A 20077-nucleotide genomic window follows, 5' to 3' on the forward strand; every position below is an offset into this window, starting at 1 on the left:
AGATATCTGGTTAAAATCTTTATAGGCAGGCTAAAGGGAAGGAAAGGTAATAAATAATAAGATAAGACAATAAATGAAAAGATAGTGTAATAAAAGAGGGATAATAACACTTGTTCATTCATGTGTTATTATCCCTTTTATACCGTAATTCTTATAAAATTAAGGTTTCCTATGGAGCTTGTTCAGGGCGCGTATATTTCAAATCCTGAATGAGCTCTTTTTTTATTTGCAAGAAGAATTTCATCACTGTGTTATCCTGGAATTTCATTTTTATTATTTTCACATAGTAAAAAACGAAATTGTACATTGTGTATATGTTTTAATGCTTTTCAAGCAATATTCTGTTGAAGTTAAAGTAATAAATCTGCATACTAAAAAAACAACCGTATTATTTGCTAAAAATTGATAGCAGGTAAACGGAAATTTAAGGAGGATGGTAGAAATGAAACTGAAAAAATGGGTAAGCGGAGTGTTGTGTTTTACTATGCTTTTTTCGCTGCAGACTCCCGGCTTATCGACCAGGGTCGATGCGGCACCCGGGGCAGAAAAAGCCGCAACAATTGGTACGGTAGACCTGACTGGGGACCAGGCCTTTGATTCGGATTCGGTTATGAATAATGATGATGACCAATGGCGGTGGCTGAGTTATCCGGAAAGCCGTATGGTGACCAATTATGGAAAAAGGTCGGAGAAGGCCAAGTATGACGGGGGTATGAATCTTAATGTTGCTTTTGCAGTGAATGGATTTCAAACAAAAGATTCCATGCATAAAATCCAAATGGGTCCAAAAGGCGGAGCAGTGTCAGATTACCAGACCCTGAAAACCGCATGGTATCCTTATAAGCTGACTGCCGATGCCACATATTCAAAAGGCAGCTTACATATGGATGAATTTTTTGCAGATAAGAATACTTTTGTACGTCTTATCAGCGTGAAGGACGCAGCGGAGGCACAGCTGAAAATGTCTGCCAAAATCAGCGGAATCAGTCTCCAGGAGGATGGAACACTTTTAGTGGAGCAGAAGGATTACTGGCTGGTATATAAGCTTATGCTTTTGAATGATACGACAAATGTCAGTAAATTATTAAAGCCGGTCGTAAACGGAGAGGATTGGTCGGTGCTGATTCCATTTGATACGGATACGGCCAATGTTGCATTTTCCATGACCTTACTGCCAAAGAATGCAGGCAGCAACAGTGCTTCAAAAGCACTTGAACTGGCAGGGGAAACGATGAAAGTGGGGAATAGGCTTTCTGATAAATTACAGGCCACAAAAACATTTTGGGATGGAAAGCTGGCAAAAGTGCCTGCACCGACAGTGTGGGGGGTTACGGGCAATGCCAGCAATGCTTCTGTAAGTGCAGAGAAGCACCGCAGGTCCTTTTATGCGGCATGGGCTTTTCAGTATCAGAATATTGTAGAGCCGACACCGGAAAAGGGCTATCCCTATTACCAGGTGACTCTGGGCAAAGCTTCCACATGGGCACATGGTGCGGCCTCTGCTCCCAATAGCTGTTCCTGGGAATCCTTTTTTAACATACAGGAATTATCCCTTGTTGAACCGGAAATAGCCTGGGATGCGGTGAAAGGCTTTATCTACAATATTGATGAAAACGGAATCCTGGATGGTGAGTGCCTGCCGTCACAGAAAGCACATACGGTATGGGTTTGTTACAGCAACCTTCTTCAAAAGGGGATTGATAAGAAGGATGAACTGGAGGATCTGTACCCTTATATCCGCCGCTATCTGCTGTGGCGTGCTGAAAATCCAAGATGGATTTACGGCTCTCAGAATTTTTCCGACGAAAAGGATATATCCTTTGTGACCCAATGGTTCAGTGATGTTAATTATGCAGTAAAAATATGTGAAGCCTTAGGGAAATATGATGATATAGCCATGTATGAAAACCTAAAAACACAGATGGGTGAGAATTCCCGTGACTGGTTCTTCCAGGAGTATGATTATGCAACGGGCACCGGAAGAATTATGGCATTCCGTTTCCTGAACCAGACGGGAGAGAACCGTTATAAATACAGCAGTCACGATTCCTATCAGCCGGATGCCCTAAATTATGTTTATTCCTCCCTGTTTGCTGATTTTCCGAAGGATTTAACGGATATGCTGGTTCAAAGCTATCTGAATTTCAGAAATAATGATGCTCCCCTGCTTGGATTTGATTTTTTCAAGTATGGTGACGGAGTCCATACAGCCTATGGATTGATGGAAAAAGAATTAAAGTATCCGCAGCTGAAAGGTGAATGGAAGAAATTTGTAAGTGCAGTTCTTTGTAATGTGGTAAAAAATGTGGACTTTGCCGAGTGCCTGCGTGTCAGCGGCGGAAGTGCAAAGTTGGAAGGTGTTGAGCCGTCCTCCTTTAACGCTACGGCCATGATTGATTACACCTATATGCTGAACGGCCTTCGGATTGATATGGGGGAACTGACAGCCATTGGAGATGCTACGGTACAGAAGACCCAGAATACGGATGTTACTGTGTATACGATTAAGGGTACAAAGCCGGAATTACCTAAAACCGTAACGGTTGCCAACGGTAAGGGGGAGGCCATGGATGCACTGGCTATTTGGCCGGAGATTCCGGAAGCTTCCTACAGCGGTGAGGAGGCCCAGTCAGAATTTAAGGTGGAGGGCTCCATATATGGCACGGAACTAAAGGTGACCGCAACAGTAAAGGTATATAAGGAGGATGTGACAATCCAGCCGGTGAAGGATTCCGTATTGGCGGGCAAGGTTCCGGCTTTACCGGAGACCGTTGCGGCAACCTATGATAAAGATGGAATAACGCATAATTGTGTTGTTAAAATCAAGTGGAATGAATTGAAGTCAGAGGATTTTGCAGCTGCCGGAATTGTAAAAGTCGGCGGAAGGATTGAATTTAACCAGCAAGCGGTAGAAGCCCAGGTGAATGTTCTTAATGGGCCTGTAATCCAGGCAGCAGATACTATGGAACAGTATCAGAGTACCAAGCTTAGCGTGGTCAATCAGGACGATACGGAGCAGGAATATACGAATGTCCAGTGGAGTATCAGTAACGGCGGTTACGATGCTGTTGCCGGAATCAGCCAGGACGGCACTCTTCTTGCAGTAAAGCCGGGAGAGGTAACTGTCAATGCAACGGTTAAGGATGCAAACGGCAGTTCTTTCACCGCTTCAAAAACAATTCATATTTCAGAAAAAAAGGTTACGACCTTTTCCTACGGGGCAAAAGTAACGGCATCCAATTATGCGGACGACGCTTCTACCCCTGAAAAAGCGATTGACGAAAATGAATTGACCTGGTGGCGCGGGGCTAATAATGATGCGAACCAGTGGTTCCAAATCGAAATGAAACAGACCATACCTGTAAATGGCATGAAAATCCGCTGGTATGAGGGCAACCAGCCCAAAGCAATTCAGCTGCTGACTTCGGAAGACGGAGTGAGCTGGAATAGTGTTTATACCAGAAGCAGCGGCATCAGCTCAGGCAGGGAGAATTATTCCGAGATAATTGTTTTGAACCAGTCCGTAAAGGCGAAATATGTAAAGCTTGTATCCTCTCAGGCGGGAGACAATAAGACCGGTATTATCGAGTTCCAGGTTTTTGGAAGCCCGGAAATCACAACTTCCGCCAGTGATATTGCAATTACTTCCGGAACAGGTGATTTTACAATTACGGAAAAGGGTGCCCTTTTGCAGCTTTATGCCAATGTTGTGCCAAATGATGTTTCCGATGGAAGAGTTGTATGGTCTCTGACTGATATAAACGGCAATGCAACCGATATAGCAGCTATTACACCTTACGGTGCTGTAAATCCGATGAAAAACGGTACTGTAATAGCGGTGGCTACGGCGGCGGACGGCTCAGGCGTCAGGGCATCACAGACAATAACAATCATAAATCAGGACTTGGTGAATGTTGCCTTAAATAAGAGTGCTTCGGCTACAACCAATAGCAGTGATGCTTATAAGGCCACCGATGGCAGCTTAGCAACACGTTGGGGCTCTGCAAAAAATGCACCTCAGAACTCCAGTTTTACGGTGGATTTAAAGGGAAAATATGAAATCAGCAGTATAGCCCTGTACTTTGAATCGGCTCTTCCGGTGGATTTTATCCTGCAGTATTCCAAGGATGGAACGGTATGGAAAGAAATAAAGCAGGTAAGCGGGAATAAAGAGCAGAACCTGAGATATACCTTTGAACCTGTAAAGGCTGACTATCTAAGACTTCAGGCATTAAAGACAACGAATCAGGAATGGGGATTTTCTGTCTGGGAATTTGAAGCTTACGGACAATTATTTATTATAAATAAAAATGCATTGCAGAGCTTGTATGATGAGGTAAGGGATTTAAAAGAAGAAGAGTATACTGCTCAAAGCTATGGAAGCTTTAAGATATTCTTGGCAGCGGCAGAGGCTGTCTTAAAGGATGAGGATGCAAGCCAGGCGGCAGTGGATAAGGCACAGGGAGACCTTAAGAGTGCAATGGACGGCCTGGTTAAAATAACAGGAGAAGTGAGTGCCGTTATCGCTCCGGCCAATCTGTTCTTTGACAGGAACCCGGAGAAACAGGCAGATGCCAGCACTGCAATTACCTGGAATGATGCTGCAAAGATTACGGATATCAGAAATGCAGAAAGCTCCATTGACCCAGCCAATTACGCTGTCAGTGACTCCACTCTGACCATAAAGAAGGAGTATCTGGCAGGGCTGGCAGCAGGAGACTACACCTTCCATGTTGAGTTTGACAAAGGAAATGCAGCTGCCTTATACATCAGTGTCACGGATACAACAGAGACGGCACCGGGCAGTGCTGTTCTCAGTCCGGCAAGTGCAGGCTTTGATAAAAACCCGGAATATCAGGCAGATGTTACTACAACAATCGTCTGGAATGATGCCACGAAGATTACGGATATTAAAAATGCCGGGAATTCTATTGCTGTAGAAAATTATGCTGTCAGCGGCTCCAGCCTGACTATAAAGAAGGAGTATCTGTCTCAGCTGTCAGCAGGAAGCCATCCTCTTAAGGTTGAGTTTGATGCAGGGGATGCCTTCATCCTGCTGGTGAATATTGCAGATACAACGCCGGCACCTGTAGTAAGTGCTGTTATCACCCCTGCCAATACAGGGTTCGATCAAAGATATGAAAATAAGGCGGACATCAATACAAGCATCACCTGGAACGATGCGTCAGTGATTACCGGTATTACCCTGGATGGAAATATCCTGGGCCCGGAAAATTATGCGGTTGACGGAACGAGGCTGACCATTAAGAAGGAATATCTGACAGGGCTGGGCTTAGGTGACCATGTGCTGGCTATTGTGTTTGATAAAGGTAATGCAGCTGTCCTGAATGTAAAAATAATGAATACCACAGCAGCCACAGGCAGTTATCAGGAACCTGCACCAATCGTAACACCGGTTAAAGCAGAGCCTCAGATTGCCGGCAGTGATGGTGCGGCAGGCTGGGATGCAATTGTAAAAAATATTAGCAGCACAGAAGAAGGAAAACAGGAGAAAAGCCAGGTTGCCATCGATATGAAGAAAGAGACAGTGCTGCCGAAAGAAGTCCTTTCTACCTTGAAAGGAAAAGATATTACCCTTAAGCTTCAGATGGAAGGTTACAATTGGGTGTTAAATGGCCTTACGATCACAGGTGACAATCTGAGGGATACCGATTTATCCGTAACCAGAAGGGAAAATGTTATTCCAGGTGAAACCGTAAAGAATACCGCCGGAGAAAACAGCTCCCTGCAGCTTCAGCTTATCCACAACGGAGAATTTGGATTTGGTGCGACCCTGGAAATGAACCTGGATAAGAAGGATAAGGGCTTAATCGCCAACCTGTTCTATTATGATCCGGCTTCGAAGACCTTATTGCTGCAGGGTATCAGTAAAATTGATGATAACGGAAATACAGCCTTTGCTTTCCGGCATGCATCCGATTATGTAATTGTCCTGAGCAAGAAAGCCTTAATTGAGGATGAGCTTGGGAAAATAACCGTAACACCGGAACAGAAAACCTTATACGCCGGGGGTACAACAGGAAAATCCGCAGCAATAAACCTTTGTTTACCGGAGGTGATAAAAAACGCCATTGAAAACGGCTCCGTCGAAAGCAAGATAACCTATCAGTCAGGCAACAGCAAAATAGCAGCAGTATCCGATACTGGAAAGATTACTGCCCTTAAGAATGGAACCGTAACGGTTAAGACAATTGTTACAGTGGATGGCAGGATTAGAACATTTGCAACAAAAGTAAAGGTAAGGAAAGCTTACCTTGAGACAGAAAAGAAAGCAGTCACCATGAAAACAGGTGAAAAGGCAGCCTTTTCCGTTAAGTGCTTTGGTTACAAAAAAGCAGATGTTGTATACGGTACCACGAAAAAATCCATCGTAGTGATAGCAGGAAAATCAGGTATAGCAACGGCAAAATCCAAAGGGATAGATTATGTGGTTATCAAAGCAGGCGATGCTGTGGCAAGGGTTAAGGTAACTGTGAAGTAAGGAAAGGGAAAGAATCCCAGCCAGTTTTTTCAAGAATTGGCTGGGAAGAATTCAAGTAATTCCGGTTTGAAATTCAAGTAGCCGGATGATAAGATTTATACATAAGCGACTGCAGTTAGCTGAATTGTATTAAAGCAAGTGTGAAAGGAAAGCACTTTCACACTCCATTATTTATGGCAGTACCGCAGACCTGTCTGCGGTATGCAATGGGAGTAAGTATGTATAACGCATGTTATATGCTATAAAACGGAGGTAATGCTATGAAAAAAGCAGGCTTTGGAAAAAAAGCAATTATGGGTATGTTAGCAGTAGTATTGGTGGGTACAATGCTTGTTGGCTGCGGAAAAGGCGGCAGTAACAAAGCGGAAGATGCAAAGGCAGGCAATGATAAAACAAGCAGCAGCGGCGGAACAATTACGGTGGATTTTTGGACTGCTCCGGAGCAATATAATTTAAAAATCTGGAGTTCTTATGCGGATAAATTTAATGCGGAAAAGGTTCAGTTAAATGGCAAGACAGTTGAATTAAAGGTACAGATGATGCCGGCACAGCCATCCTCGGAAGCTGGTATCCAGAATGCAATTGCAACAGGTACGGTACCTGCAATTTCTGAGAATATAAACAGAAGTTTTGCAAATATACTTAACAGCTCAGAGGCACTTTATGATATCAGCAAGGAAGAATGGTTCAAAGCGATTGCTGCTGAACGTCATATTGAAAAGGTAATGGATGGATGGGCAATTAACGGTTCTCAATACGTAATCCCCTTATATGTAAATCCAATCACCTATTGCTATAACAGCAAAGCTTTAAAGGCACTTGGTGTTACCGAAGTACCCCAGACAATGGATGATTTTAATGCATTGCTTACCAAATACAAGGAACAGGCAGATACCTTGAATAAGGATGGCATAACACATTTTATGTACCGTGCAGAGCTTTTAAATGCAGCAAATTACTGGGAAAGATGGTTTGACGTAGAATCCCAATACAATGCATTTTCTAAAGGAACACCCCTTGTTGACGGCAATAAGCTGACAGCGGATAAAGAGGCCTTAACAAAAGTATTTCAGCTCTATGGTTCAATCGGTGACAAAGTGCTGACCGGTACAATTGATGGAATCTGGCAGCAGGACAAAGTGCCGGTGGTTATGGGAATCGGTGCTCCCTGGGATGTTTCGGCAAATACTGCGGCCGGTAAGGTTTATGGCATGGACGGAGATTACGTATTCGGACCGACCTTAGTGGAAAAGGAAGGAGATACTCATTTCAACTATGCTGATTCCAAGGGAATTGTACTTTATAAAAACAAGGCGGTTTCAGAGGAAGAGCATCAGGGCGCTATTGAATTTTTGAAATATGTGTTCACCGGAGCCGGCAAGGATACTTTTGATACCGACTGGCTGAATGCCACGACCATGCTGCCCGTCAGAGGTGATTTGGAAACCAATGCAGCTTTATCCAACTACTTTGCAGAGAATCCTGCATTGAAAGATATCAGTTCATTTGTTGCAGATGCGATTCCCGGGATGGCACATGAAAAAGGTGCGGATATCATGACAGTATTGGGTGAAAAAGCAGTTGTTCCCTTTGCAACAGAGCTTCTGCCAGGTGTTGGAATGATGGAAAATCCGGATGTGTCCGCCTACGTGGATAAAGCAATGGAAGCTATGAAATCAGCAGGCAGCCTGGAATAATGAACGGGATACCGCTTATAAGCAGTATATCCCTGCATCTGAAAAGATGCAGGGATAAATTTTTGAAATAGATTATTACAAGAACAATTCATTTCAAGGAATTTGAAGTGATGGAAAGGGGCTAGTCAATGAATAAAAATACAGCGGCAGTCAGTAAAGCTGTAAAGAAACGCAGACGAAGGAATAACGGGATTGCCTGGTTGTTTAATGCACCGTATCTGGTATATTCCCTGGTGTTCATGCTGCTGCCTTTAGGCTGGGCATTTTGGCTGTCTTTAACAGATTGGAATCTGATGTCACCGGAGTATAATTTTGTAAAGCTTGAGAACTTTATTAATTTGTTTGCAGATGAAAAGGTGAGGGCTGCTTTTTGGAATTCACTCCGTTATTTGGTTCCCATTGTTGTACTGTGCTTTGCCTTAGGTATCGGAATTGCCCTTCTCGTTTCACGTCTGCCGGAAAAAATAAAAGGCTTTGCAGCCGTTATGTTTTTTATCCCATACCTGACTTCAGGCGTTTCCACATCTGTAATGGTAAAATACCTGTTCAGTTATAATTCCGCACTCAGTATCTTTTTAAGGGAACATTTTAATCTGAATGTTAACTGGCTCCAGAGTAAAGCTGCTTTTTGGATTTTAGTTGTGATGATCGTATGGAAGATGGCCGGATATTATGCCTTATTCGTACTCTCTGCAATTGAAAATGTATCCGAGGATGTTTATGAGGCCGGAATGCTGGATGGATGTACCGGTATCCGCAAATTACTGTATATCACTTTGCCGATGATTATGCCGACAATTACTTCTGTTGTGGTATTGGCTGCGGGACTTTCCTTTCAGATCTTTTCTGAGCCCTTTTTACTTACCGGCGGCGGTCCGGCCCTGGCAACCACGACCTGGCAGCTGGAAATCTACAATGCTTCCTTTACCAGGTTCCGTGCAGGTTATGGTGCAGCCATGGCAATTGCCAATGCTGTGCAGATATTTATTGTAATTCAATTAATTACATGGCTTCTGAATAAATTAAATAAAAAATTTGGTTGGTAAGGGGGATTACCGGAATGGTTCGAACACGAAAAAAAATAAAAATGTCTACCGTTGTTATTACAATCGTAACATTGTTACTGCTGGCTATTTCTCTGTTCCCATATTATTATATGGTACTGCAGTCTTTCCTTCCCTGGAAGCTAGTAGATAAGGCCCTTTTGCCCAAAAGCATTTCTCTTGACAGCTATATGTATTTGCTGGGCGGAAAAAATGCTGGTTCTGCGGATCCATGGCAATGGGTGGGAGCCTTAGTGAACTCATTTATTGTATCCGTACCCACAGCGGTCATCTCGGTGCTGGTCGGCCTGATGACAGGCTATGCGGCTACCAATATGTATTATAAGGGCAAAGGTATGATTTATTCCTCCCTGCTCTTTCAAATGTTCTTCCCTGTGATAATTTTATTAGTACCCAGGTATATGCTGATACGCCCCCTTGCAAATAATTATCTCGGCATGATACTGCCTTTGATTATATCTATCTGGGGCATCTTTATGTATATTAATTATTTTAAGACCGTACCGAAGGTAGTATTTGAAGCGGCTAAAATAGATGGGGCAAGTCATCTGCAGATATTGTTAAAAATAGCATTGCCGTCTACCAAGTCAATCAGTATCATAGTATTTTTATCCGTTTTTATGACAAGGTGGAACGAGTTAATGTGGGATATGCTGGTTGCTCCGGATTACAGGAGGCAGACCCTGAATGTTATGATTTCAACACAATTCAATCAGAACTCTACCGTGCCGGGGCCCATGTATGCAGCATCTGTGCTATTGACTCTGCCTGTAATCATTCTATTCTTATGTTTTTCGAAATACTTCAAGGAAGGTATTAACTTTATGTTGAAATAGGTGGCCGATTATGAAAAATGAAAAAATAAATTCAATGGATGTAAATGTTATAAGATGTGAAAATAATCCCCTCATTTTGCCGGAAATGGTGAAACCTTCCTGTGAAGATTTTGTTGTAAAAGGTGTTTTTAACTGCGGGGCTGCAAAATATAAGGAGGAATACATTCTCCTGTGCCGCGTTGCGGAGGCGGTCAGAACGGACAGTGATGATGTTGTAAAATTCCCCATAGTGGTTGAGGAAGAGGGGAAGAACTGCTTTAAAACAATAACTCTGGTAAAGTCGGAGAATCCGCAATTATGCTTTGATGACAGCAGAACAATCACACGGGGAAACGACGCTAATACCAATGTGGTTTATCTGACCACCCTGTCCCACCTGAGGATTGCACGTTCAAAGGACGGTATTCATTTTACAATTGATGATAAGCCGACCATTATGCCCAATGGGGATAATGAATGCTGGGGGATGGAAGATCCCAGAATCACCCTGATTGACGGCACCTATTACATTAATTACACTGCAATTTCACCCAACGGTGCGGAAACGGCTTTGATAACAACAAGGGATTTTGAAAGCTATACAAGGCAGGGCTGTATTTTTCTGCCGGAGAATAAAGATATTGCCATTTTTCCGGAAAAGATTAACGGAAAGTACTATGCATTTAACCGGCCGGTTCCCAAGGCCATCGGTACGCCAGATATCTGGCTGTCGGAATCGGAGGATTTGCTTCATTGGGGAAAACACCGGCATTTTTACGGTGTTGCAGATACCCAGTGGGAGAATGGCCGTATTGGCGGAGGCGCACCTCCCTTTAAGACGGACAAAGGCTGGGTAAAGATATACCATGCCGCCGATCGAAATAACCGCTACTGCCTTGGAGCATTCCTGCTGGATTTGGAGCATCCGGATAAAATCCTTGCAAAATCAGAAAGGCCTCTCCTAGAGCCTGAAGCAGCTTATGAAAAAGAAGGCTTTTTTGGCCAGGTGGTATTTACATGCGGCTGCTTATATGAAAATAATAAGCTGATAATTTATTATGGAGCTTCAGACGACACTATCTGCCGTGCCGACATAGCAATGGAAGATCTGTACCTGCATTTAGGGGTATTATAATAGAAAAGCAGAACGGTATTAAGATACTGCCCGGATAGAATGATAGAGCATGATATTTCTGGAAGGAAGAAGGAGCTTAACCCGGCAGCAAAGAGGCTGAAAACAGATTGAAGGATATTGGAAAAAACTTTTAAAATATTTGCCGTATAGATAAGAAATTCTAAAAGGGAAGACTATGGTGCAGCAGGCCATAGCTGCATCATGGAAACAATAACTTAAGGATGCTTTTTGAATGACGAATATTATTAAGGAGGATGTCATGAAAACTACAATGAAACAAATTGCAGATTTGCATGGAGTATCTATTAATGCAGTGTCTTTGGCTTTAAATAATAAACCGGGTGTAAGTAATGAAATGAGGTCTAAAATACTTAAAACAGCTGAGGAAATGGGATATTTGGAAAGCAAGGAAAAATATATACGGACATTCTCCCGGACCAATTTATGTGTCATGATGCAAAAAATATATTCTGAAGATATGAATTTCTACGGACGGATTTTATATGCGGTGACAGAAGAGGCAAAAAAAAACGGCTATGATATCCTTATGAACTTTTTTGATGATAGTAATCTGGAAGTACCCACAATGATTAGTGAGCGTAGAGTTGCCGGAATTATTATTATCGGAAAGATAAAAGATGAAAATATCGAGAAGCTTCAAAAATATTACAGGCCTGTTGTGCTGGTGGATCATGCATCCCTGACAAAAAGCATAGACAGTATACTAACGGATAATAAACTGGGCGGTTTTATTGTGACCAAATATTTAATTGATAAAGGTTTCAAAAAAATCGGATTTTTTGGAGAGCTGGATTATTCTTTAAGTATCAAGGAACGGTTTTTTGGATTCAGAGAAGCCATTGGTATCTTGAAAAACAATCAAGAACTGAAAAATACGTCTGTGGATAAATACATCCAGAAATATTCCGTTACGGATGATATTGAAGATGCAGTGCTCTCAAGTGATATTATGAAAATCATACAGTGTATCAAAAAGTTAAAACAATTGCCCGAAGTATTTATTTGTTCCAATGATAAAGCGGCAATTCTGTTGTTAATGGCTCTCCAATCCTTAGGGTACCATGCTCCCGAGGATATTTCATTGGTTGGCTTTGATAACATTGATATGTGTGAAAAAGTTAACCCTAAATTAACAACGGTTAATGTAAATAAAGATATGATGGGTAAACGGGCCGTACAACGGGTCATATACCGCATTTCCCATAAAAACTGCGTTTCGGAAAATACGGTCATCAATGTGGAGCTGATAGAGCGTGATTCGGTCAGATTACCCTCAAAATAAGAGCTCTATCTGTAACACCCCTTAAGATTAGACATAATCTAACTTAGGGGGTTTTTAACGTTGTAATTCCGATATTATCAAGTTCTGACATTATTTAATTTGTTTAATATTTCCAGCACATTTATTTATTTCCTATTAAATATCATAATTGATTTTATAAAATAAAGAATGTATAATGAGTACGAATTAATTAGCAAAAAAAGGTAACAATGTAAATAACAGGTAAATTAAATGGAGGGAGAAGTAATATGGCTGTAAGTAACTTAATGATTGATTATTTAAAAAAATTTGATGAAAATCCGTTCTGTGTTGAATTGCATGGTAAAGAGCATTTAATTGGCACAGGCAACCCAATGTTTAAAGTAATATTTAACAAAGAAATAGCTGTTTCAGATTTGATGACAAGTACGTCCATCGCATTGGGTGAAGGCTATATGAAAGGTGATATCGAAATTGAAGGTGATTTGTATCACGCTCTGAACTGTTTCCTTGGACAGATGGGAAAATTCCATACGGACAAAAAAGCATTGAAAAAATTAATTTTTTCTTCAAGCTCTAAAAAAAATCAAAAGATGGAAGTATCTTCCCATTATGACATTGGAAATGATTTTTACAAGCTTTGGCTGGATGAGTCTTTAACATACTCCTGCGCATACTTTGCCAGGGAAGAGGATACGCTCTTTGAGGCTCAGAATAACAAAATAGAAAGAATTCTAAAAAAATTATATTTAAAACCCGGAATGAGTCTGCTTGATATTGGATGCGGATGGGGCAGCCTGCTCATCCAAGCCGCCAAGGAATATGGAATTACAGGAAAAGGCATTACATTAAGCCAGGAGCAGTACCAGGGTTTTAAGCAAAAGATAGAAGAGGAAGGCCTGACAGACAAATTGTCTGTGGAGATATTGGATTATCGGGATCTGCCAAAGCAGGAATGGGCATTTGACCGGGTTGTCAGTGTTGGAATGATTGAGCATGTCGGAAGAGATAATTATAATCAGTTTTTATCTTGTGTTAATTCTGTATTGAAGCCCCAGGGACTGTTTTTATTGCATTATATCAGTGCACTGAAAGAATATCCGGGTGACGCATGGATTAAAAAGTATATTTTCCCGGGAGGAATGGTACCAAGCCTCAGAGAAATCATTAACTTGTGTTCCGATTATAATTTTTATACTTTGGATGTGGAAAGCTTACGAAGGCATTATAACAGGACACTGTTATGCTGGGATAGGAATTTTAACGAACACCGGGCGGAAATTGAGAAAATGATGGGGCTGGAATTTACGAGAATGTGGGATTTGTACCTGTGTGCATGTGCGGCGACCTTTAATAATGGAATCATAGATTTACACCAGGTGCTTATCAGCAAAGGGGTAAACAATCAGCTGCCTATGACAAGATGGTATTAATTAAAATACAGGTTGATAATTAAACAATAATTTAATACAATGGGGGTAGTTGATAATTGAACGATTATTTAATGCAATGTGGGTAGTTGACTTAAATGGAGGATGGAGAATGAAAAAAAGATTAGCAATTATTATGACAGTTTTACTCATACTTACAGCGATTGGAGCAAGTCAAAGAGAAGCAGAGGCAATTGCTGCATCGGATTTAAGCAGTGAAACTGTTGTGATGAAGAAGCCTTCCTTTCACTATTACAAATCCGCTAAGGTATCGGATAAAAAAACGACCCCTGTTAAATTAAAAATGAAATCAAGTAAAGCAAACCAGATAATTGATGATGAGGATTGGTTCGTTAAGAATAAACTTTCCCTCAACACCTATGAGGTGCCCAATACCTATCGGTATATTTCAGGTGATTTGCCCAAAGGGATCGATAAGACCTGGAATGACCTGATAATTACCTCAGCCTTCTATGATGCTTCCTATATATATTGTACCTATGGTTCGGATTTTTCCGAAGGCTACATTCTGAATATATACGATGCTAAGACCCTGGAATTAGTACATTCCTTTGATTTCTCAAATTACAGATATTCCCCGAAGTATGTGAAAGCTGATTATGATTATATACAGCAGCAGATCAACTGGGCAGTCATAAAGGATAATATCCTGTATGTTTCACACAGTCACAGTACTTATGCAAAAAGCTCCAGCAATATGAATGCCTATATCACTGCAATTAATTTGAAAGACAGGAGTATCCTGTGGAGAACGAAAGCGCTGGTGAGCAACTGCAGTAATTTTGTGATTGTTGATGGTGTCATTCTTTGCGGCTATGGATTTACCAATGAACCTGACTATTTATATCAGATTGACCTGAACACCGGTAAGGTTCTGGATAAGCTCCTGTTAAAGTCCGGGCCGTCCTATATCATTAAAAAGGGAAATTCCTTATATGTCCGTACCTATAATACGGATTATAAATTTGATATTATCCGGTAGGCTCATGAGCTGCTATGGAAAAGGTACTTTCATACAACAAATTATCTGGAGAGATATATGAAAAAACAATGGATTATTACCGGACTGCTGATAGCACTGGACCAATTAATAAAAGCGGTAATTTGGAATTTGGCCAAGGATAAGCACATCACATTGATTCCGGGTATTTTGCGGTTTGAACCCTTTCAAAACACGAATCTGAATTGGTTTGCAAGTATGGCAAATGTTGTTATGCCGGTTTTTATAATGGTAATTATGCAGCTGCTCATAGCAGCCGGTATCGTGCTGTTCTGCAAATATCAAAGATATAAGAGTGCAAAGGTCAATCTGTGGCTTGACATGGGCTTTTGTCTGGCCCTGGCCGGTGTTAGCTGCTCCTTTATTGATGTTGTTTTCTGGGGAGGAAGTCTTGATTATATTGGATTACTCGACTGGTTCATTTTTGATATGAAGGATGTATTTTTAAATGCCGGATGGATAAGCCTGGTTCTGTGGTTTTATTCCAAGGATTATAAAGCCAGTGAAAACAACAGCATTACGTTCAAGTCCTGGATTAGTAACCGCTGTAAATGAATATCATGTTAATTGAATGTATAACTGGAGTATAAAATTACGCAGGCGAAAACGGAAATTAGTTATGCCACCCAAATCAAATAAGTTAAATCAAAAGGCACCCTGTTAAATAAATGGTCTGCTTCCCGGCAAGAGAAGTTTCCATAATAGGGTACCTTTTTTTACTGCAATTTGAATCATAATCCTTATACAATCCTTACATTTACCCTCTATACTTCAAGCTAAAGTAAATCAGGAGGATATTTATATGAGTTATGTACTGGAAACAAAAGACCTTTGTAAAAATTTCAAAAATCAAAAGGCAAATGACAGGATTTCGGTTAAGGTAGAGGAAAATTCAATCTATGGGCTCCTTGGTCCAAACGGTGCCGGGAAATCTACTTTTCTTAAAATGATAACGGGCATGATGAAGCCTGCATCCGGAGATATCCTGCTTAACGGTAAGCCCCTGGAAAGAAAGGACCTTGTTTCAATCGGTGCCTTGATTGAAAATGCACCCCTATATGAAAACCTGACGGCCCGGGAAAATCTTAAAGTCCGGACCTTAATGTATGGGTTATCGGAGGATAGAATAGAGGAAGTTCTGGAAATAGTACATCTTAATAATACGGGCAAAAAACGTGCAGGTAATTTTTCTATGGGGATGAAACAGCGGCTTGGAATTGCAATTGCGCTCTTGAACCGCCCCAGGCTGCTGATACTTGATGAACCGACAAACGGCCTTGACCCTGTTGGAATCAATGATCTGCGGGAGGTAATCAAAACCTTTCCCGAAGAAGGTATTACAGTAATAATATCAAGCCATATTTTATCGGAGGTGGAACAGATAGCGGACCATATCGGTATTATTGTAAATGGAAAGCTAATGTACCAGGAAAAACTTTCTGAATCAGAAAATCTGGAAGCATTGTTTATGGATATTGTGAGAAAGGAAGGTTCTATCAATGGCTGATTATTTAAGTGCAGAGTTTCTGAAACAAAAGCGCAGCTTTCAAAACGTCATTTTATGGCTTATTCCGCTTATTAATATTATTATTTCACTCATACTGATGGGACCGGAATATGTTCAGACTGCCTCCTATAACTGGTGGTATATCCTGTTTTTGCCTTTTACCTTTACCTATATTTCAGCCTCCCTGATAAAGAGGGACAGGAAATATAATTTTCACGGTTTATTCGGGATTGTACAGGATAAAAAACGGCTCTGGTATGTAAAATTAGCGGCAGCTACGATTTATCTGTTTCTTTCCTGTCTTGTCTTTTTACTTTTAACTATAATATGCGGAGTTGTTTTTCATCAGCAGATTCCGCTTTTAAATAACATAGCGGCAAGTGCGGTGCTATTTATCACCTTTGCCTGGCAAATTCCACTGCTTATGTATATGACCCTCCGGTTTAATATGTATTTCTCCATTATCGTAAGTATATTCTGCAGTTTGTTTGTTGCCTGTATATGTGCGGTTGAAAGATATTGGTGGGTACCTTTTGCTATTCCGGCAAGGCTTATGTGCCCTATTATAAAGGTACTGCCCAATGGATTGCTTCTGTCACCGGATAGTCCCTTGAACCGAAGCAATGTCATAGTTCCCGGTATTATAATAACAATCCTTTTATATTTGATATTATCTGCTGCCACAGCAAAGCTCTTTGAGAAGCAGGAGGTATGAGATGAGGAATTTATATCATACTATCAGGGCGGATATCTTTAAATTACTGCATACTAATTTAGTACTGCTGCATTTGCTGGTTCCTGCCCTTGGAATACTTCTTTTTTGCGGCTATTATTCCTATTCCCCCTGGAGTGAAAGGCAGAAGCTGTACGGCTATGCCCAGGCAGTTGCCATCGTTTTTCCCTTAATGATTTCCGTAGGGGTGTCAATGCTGTATGAGATGGAATTAAAAGCAGGCAATTTCCAGACCATATTATCAGTGCCCTGTTCCAAGGCAGTTTCCCACGCAGGGAATCTGGCAGCACTGTGCCTGTTGGGGCTGTTTGCCAGTATATTTGCTGTATTTGGCTTTGGAATTGTGTTCCGGTTCCTGGGATTTGTAAAATTTTCATTACCGTTCTATTTCCGGCTGTCCCTTATCCTGTTCCTGTCAAATCTCGCCCTGTATGTCCTGCAATATGGCATTTGCTTTATGGCAGGCAGGGGGATATCACTGAGCTTTGGGATTGTCGGAACACTCATAAGTCCTCTTTTTTATTTAAGCCTGGGCGATTACATCTGGAAGTACATCCCCTATGGATATGGAATTAGGACGGCGACCTATTACTGCTACCGTTATGCCGATTCCGGTACTTACAAAACAATCGCCCAGGATTTCAGGACCGGCGTTATAACAGCAGGGATTATAACAGTAATTTTAAGCATTGTATTTGTAATAGGAAGCAGCCGCTGGGAGGGCAGGAATGTAAGACAGGAATAAGGAGACAAAAACCGGTTTTTAAGTTATACTATCAGGAAAAGCGGCAAAAAGGGAGGGTATCATGGCAAATATTCTTGCGGTTGATGATGACATGCAAATCCTGTCTATTATAAAAAAAGCACTTGAAAATGACGGCCACCGGGTTGAGACAGCGGATAGGGCCGAAAAGGTAATAAAAGAGAAGCTGTCAAGATATGATTTGATTTTACTTGATGTTATGATGCCTGATACCGACGGCTTTACTTTCTGCAAGGACATTCGCAATAGTGTTGACTGCCCCATTTTATTTATAACGGCTAAGACCATGGATACCGATTTAACTGAAGGCTTTGCAGCAGGGGCTGATGATTATATCAGGAAACCATTTAGCTTAGCAGAGCTAAGAGCCAGGGTAAATGCGCACTTAAGGCGGGAAAGGCGGGAATATCATAGTCGGATTGTCAGTGAAAATTTTAATTTTGATATTTCTGCAAAATTATTATATTTTCATCAGGAGCAAATTGAATTGACAAAAAGTGAATATGAAATCTGCGAATTTCTGGTAAGGAACAGGGGACAGGTATTTTCACTTGAGCAGATCCTTGAAAAAGTATATGGCTTCGACTGCGGCAGTGACAGCAGTGCCATCAGGGAACATATTAAAAATATAAGGGCAAAGTTAAAAAAATGCGGTGAAAATCCCATTGAAACAGTCTGGGGGATAGGATATAAATGGTATTAAAGAAATTCAAAACAAATACACTATTCTGGTTTTTTTTGAAACAGCTGTTACTGCTGGCTATTTGCATACTTCTTGAGATTTTTGTATTCCTGGTACTAGCTAATATAGGCTTCAACAGCGGTTTTATTTTGCCTGCCAATTATTCCGAGCATTATCTTGAGAGGAACAAAGAAAAAATAGCGGAAAGCGAACCCTTTGACAGCACCCTTATTCCCCTTACCTGTCAGTATGGCCTGTTTGACACAAAGGGCAATTACCTGTCAGGCAATTTTAACAAGGCAGTCAGGGAGAAGGCAAAGGTATATTTGAAGGATGCAAAAGCAGTGGAGGGATTTTATTTTTTCATTCAAAGAGCAGGCGGTTCCTGTGTTGTCAAATATGATATTGCGGCACATTTTTCTTCCCCCGTATTGCATAAGCTCTTTCCCAAGCCTGAGCTGATAATGATTGTTCTATTCCTTGTGGTATTTGTCATAATTTCAGTAAACAACGCTTTGCTTTTTGGCAAAAGGCTGAAAGGGGAGATTGAACCGGTGCTTGAAGAAATTGCACAGATTCAGACCAGAGAGCTTAATGACAAGCAGAAAAAATCAAAAATCAAAGAAATCAACGATATCCTCCTGTCCCTTTATGATATGGAAAGTGCCTTATCACAGTCTTTAAAGAAAGAATGGGAGACGGAGCAGAAAAGGAAAAGTAATATATCGGCCCTTGCCCATGACATAAAAACGCCCCTTACCATTATAAAGGGAAACTCGGAACTGATAAAGGAAGAGAAGGATATTTCGGAAATTTACCAGCTTGCGGATATCATTGACGATCATTCGGATAAAATAGAACGGTATATAAAACTGTTAATAGAGGAAACCAATCATCCTTTTTCGGAGGAAAGGGCAGAGGAGGTTCCATTGATTTCACTGGTGGCGGATATCCTGGCAGAGAGCGAAGCACTTTGCAGGGCCAATGGAATCAACCTTATTGTCAGCAATCCGGTAACAGGGGGAGAAGCATTCCTTAACAGAGATTCGGTTGTAAGGGCGGTAATGAATCTTATTAAAAATGCAGCTGAACATACCTCTGTTGATGACAGGATAAAATTAAGCTTTCGATATACCGGCGGCAGATTTGGAGTAGAGGTGGAGGATTACGGAAAAGGCTTTACAAGAGAAGCCTTGAAATATGCGAAAAACCAGTTCTATACCGAAAAGTCCGAGAGAAGCGAGGAGCATTACGGTCTGGGAATGTATTATGCCAACAGCGTTGCGGAAGGATATAAGGGCAAGCTGATGTACTATAATAAACCTGGTCAGACTGGGGCGGTAGTTGTTTTTGAAATTAGCACAGGGGATAAAACATAGCATGGTAAACGCATGAAAGAAGTTTATGGAAGCGGACGATGACCAAGGGGGTTGTTTTGGAGTTTTG

The 20077-nt window shown here is 41.3% G+C and carries 14 protein-coding genes; all 14 read left to right on the forward strand.

Translation table 11 applies throughout. The features are described from left to right. Positions 1-442: 442 nt before the first annotated feature. The 14 genes from BUB77_RS13650 to BUB77_RS13715 all read left to right on the forward strand — a co-directional run bounded on the left by BUB77_RS13650 (position 443) and on the right by BUB77_RS13715 (position 20010). Positions 443-6502, forward strand: coding sequence for a X2-like carbohydrate binding domain-containing protein (locus tag BUB77_RS13650; protein ID WP_073276818.1), 6060 nt, complete (start codon positions 443-445; stop codon positions 6500-6502). Positions 6503-6762: 260 nt separating this feature from the next. Next, positions 6763-8199 carry an ABC transporter substrate-binding protein gene (locus tag BUB77_RS13655; protein WP_073276820.1) on the forward strand — a complete coding sequence of 479 codons (1437 nt, stop codon included), beginning with the start codon at positions 6763-6765 and terminating at the stop codon, positions 8197-8199. 128 nt (positions 8200-8327) lie between these two features. After that, positions 8328-9245 (forward strand): carbohydrate ABC transporter permease, encoded by a 918-nt coding sequence (locus BUB77_RS13660; protein WP_084124225.1) that lies wholly within the window; start codon positions 8328-8330, stop codon positions 9243-9245. Between the two features lie 14 nt (positions 9246-9259). Then, a complete protein-coding gene (locus BUB77_RS13665) occupies positions 9260-10099 on the forward strand; it encodes a carbohydrate ABC transporter permease (RefSeq protein ID WP_073276822.1) in 840 nt (279 codons plus the stop codon). A 10-nt stretch (positions 10100-10109) separates the two neighbouring features. Continuing rightward, positions 10110-11213, forward strand: coding sequence for a glycoside hydrolase family 130 protein (locus tag BUB77_RS13670; RefSeq protein ID WP_242962506.1), 1104 nt, complete (start codon positions 10110-10112; stop codon positions 11211-11213). A gap of 259 nt (positions 11214-11472) precedes the next feature. Next, complete coding sequence (locus BUB77_RS13675) at positions 11473-12516, forward strand: LacI family DNA-binding transcriptional regulator (RefSeq protein ID WP_073276824.1); 1044 nt, start codon at positions 11473-11475, stop codon at positions 12514-12516. Positions 12517-12764: 248 nt separating this feature from the next. Further along, entirely contained in the window at positions 12765-13928 is a 1164-nt protein-coding gene (locus BUB77_RS13680; RefSeq protein WP_073276826.1) for an SAM-dependent methyltransferase, read from the forward strand. 109 nt (positions 13929-14037) lie between these two features. Then, positions 14038-14928 (forward strand): hypothetical protein, encoded by an 891-nt coding sequence (locus tag BUB77_RS13685; protein ID WP_073276828.1) that lies wholly within the window; start codon positions 14038-14040, stop codon positions 14926-14928. Positions 14929-14985: 57 nt separating this feature from the next. Then, positions 14986-15501: a signal peptidase II gene (locus tag BUB77_RS13690; protein WP_073276830.1), complete on the forward strand. Its 516-nt coding sequence runs from the start codon at positions 14986-14988 to the stop codon at positions 15499-15501. A gap of 247 nt (positions 15502-15748) precedes the next feature. Next, positions 15749-16453, forward strand: a complete 705-nt coding sequence (locus tag BUB77_RS13695) for a lantibiotic protection ABC transporter ATP-binding protein (protein ID WP_073276832.1) — start codon at positions 15749-15751, stop codon at positions 16451-16453. Continuing rightward, positions 16446-17168 carry a lantibiotic immunity ABC transporter MutE/EpiE family permease subunit gene (locus BUB77_RS13700; RefSeq protein ID WP_073276834.1) on the forward strand — a complete coding sequence of 241 codons (723 nt, stop codon included), beginning with the start codon at positions 16446-16448 and terminating at the stop codon, positions 17166-17168. The genes BUB77_RS13695 and BUB77_RS13700 overlap by 8 nt, the downstream gene beginning before the upstream one ends. Before the next feature lies 1 nt (position 17169). Continuing rightward, positions 17170-17931, forward strand: coding sequence for a lantibiotic immunity ABC transporter MutG family permease subunit (locus tag BUB77_RS13705; protein WP_073276836.1), 762 nt, complete (start codon positions 17170-17172; stop codon positions 17929-17931). A 61-nt stretch (positions 17932-17992) separates the two neighbouring features. After that, entirely contained in the window at positions 17993-18652 is a 660-nt protein-coding gene (locus tag BUB77_RS13710) for a response regulator transcription factor (RefSeq protein ID WP_073276838.1), read from the forward strand. Continuing rightward, positions 18643-20010, forward strand: a complete 1368-nt coding sequence (locus BUB77_RS13715; protein ID WP_073276840.1) for a sensor histidine kinase — start codon at positions 18643-18645, stop codon at positions 20008-20010. Before BUB77_RS13710 ends, BUB77_RS13715 begins: the two co-directional genes overlap by 10 nt. Positions 20011-20077 lie beyond the last annotated feature (67 nt).

Origin of the sequence: Anaerocolumna jejuensis DSM 15929, from assembly GCF_900142215.1 — a bacterium.
Lineage (GTDB): Bacteria > Bacillota > Clostridia > Lachnospirales > Lachnospiraceae > Anaerocolumna > Anaerocolumna jejuensis.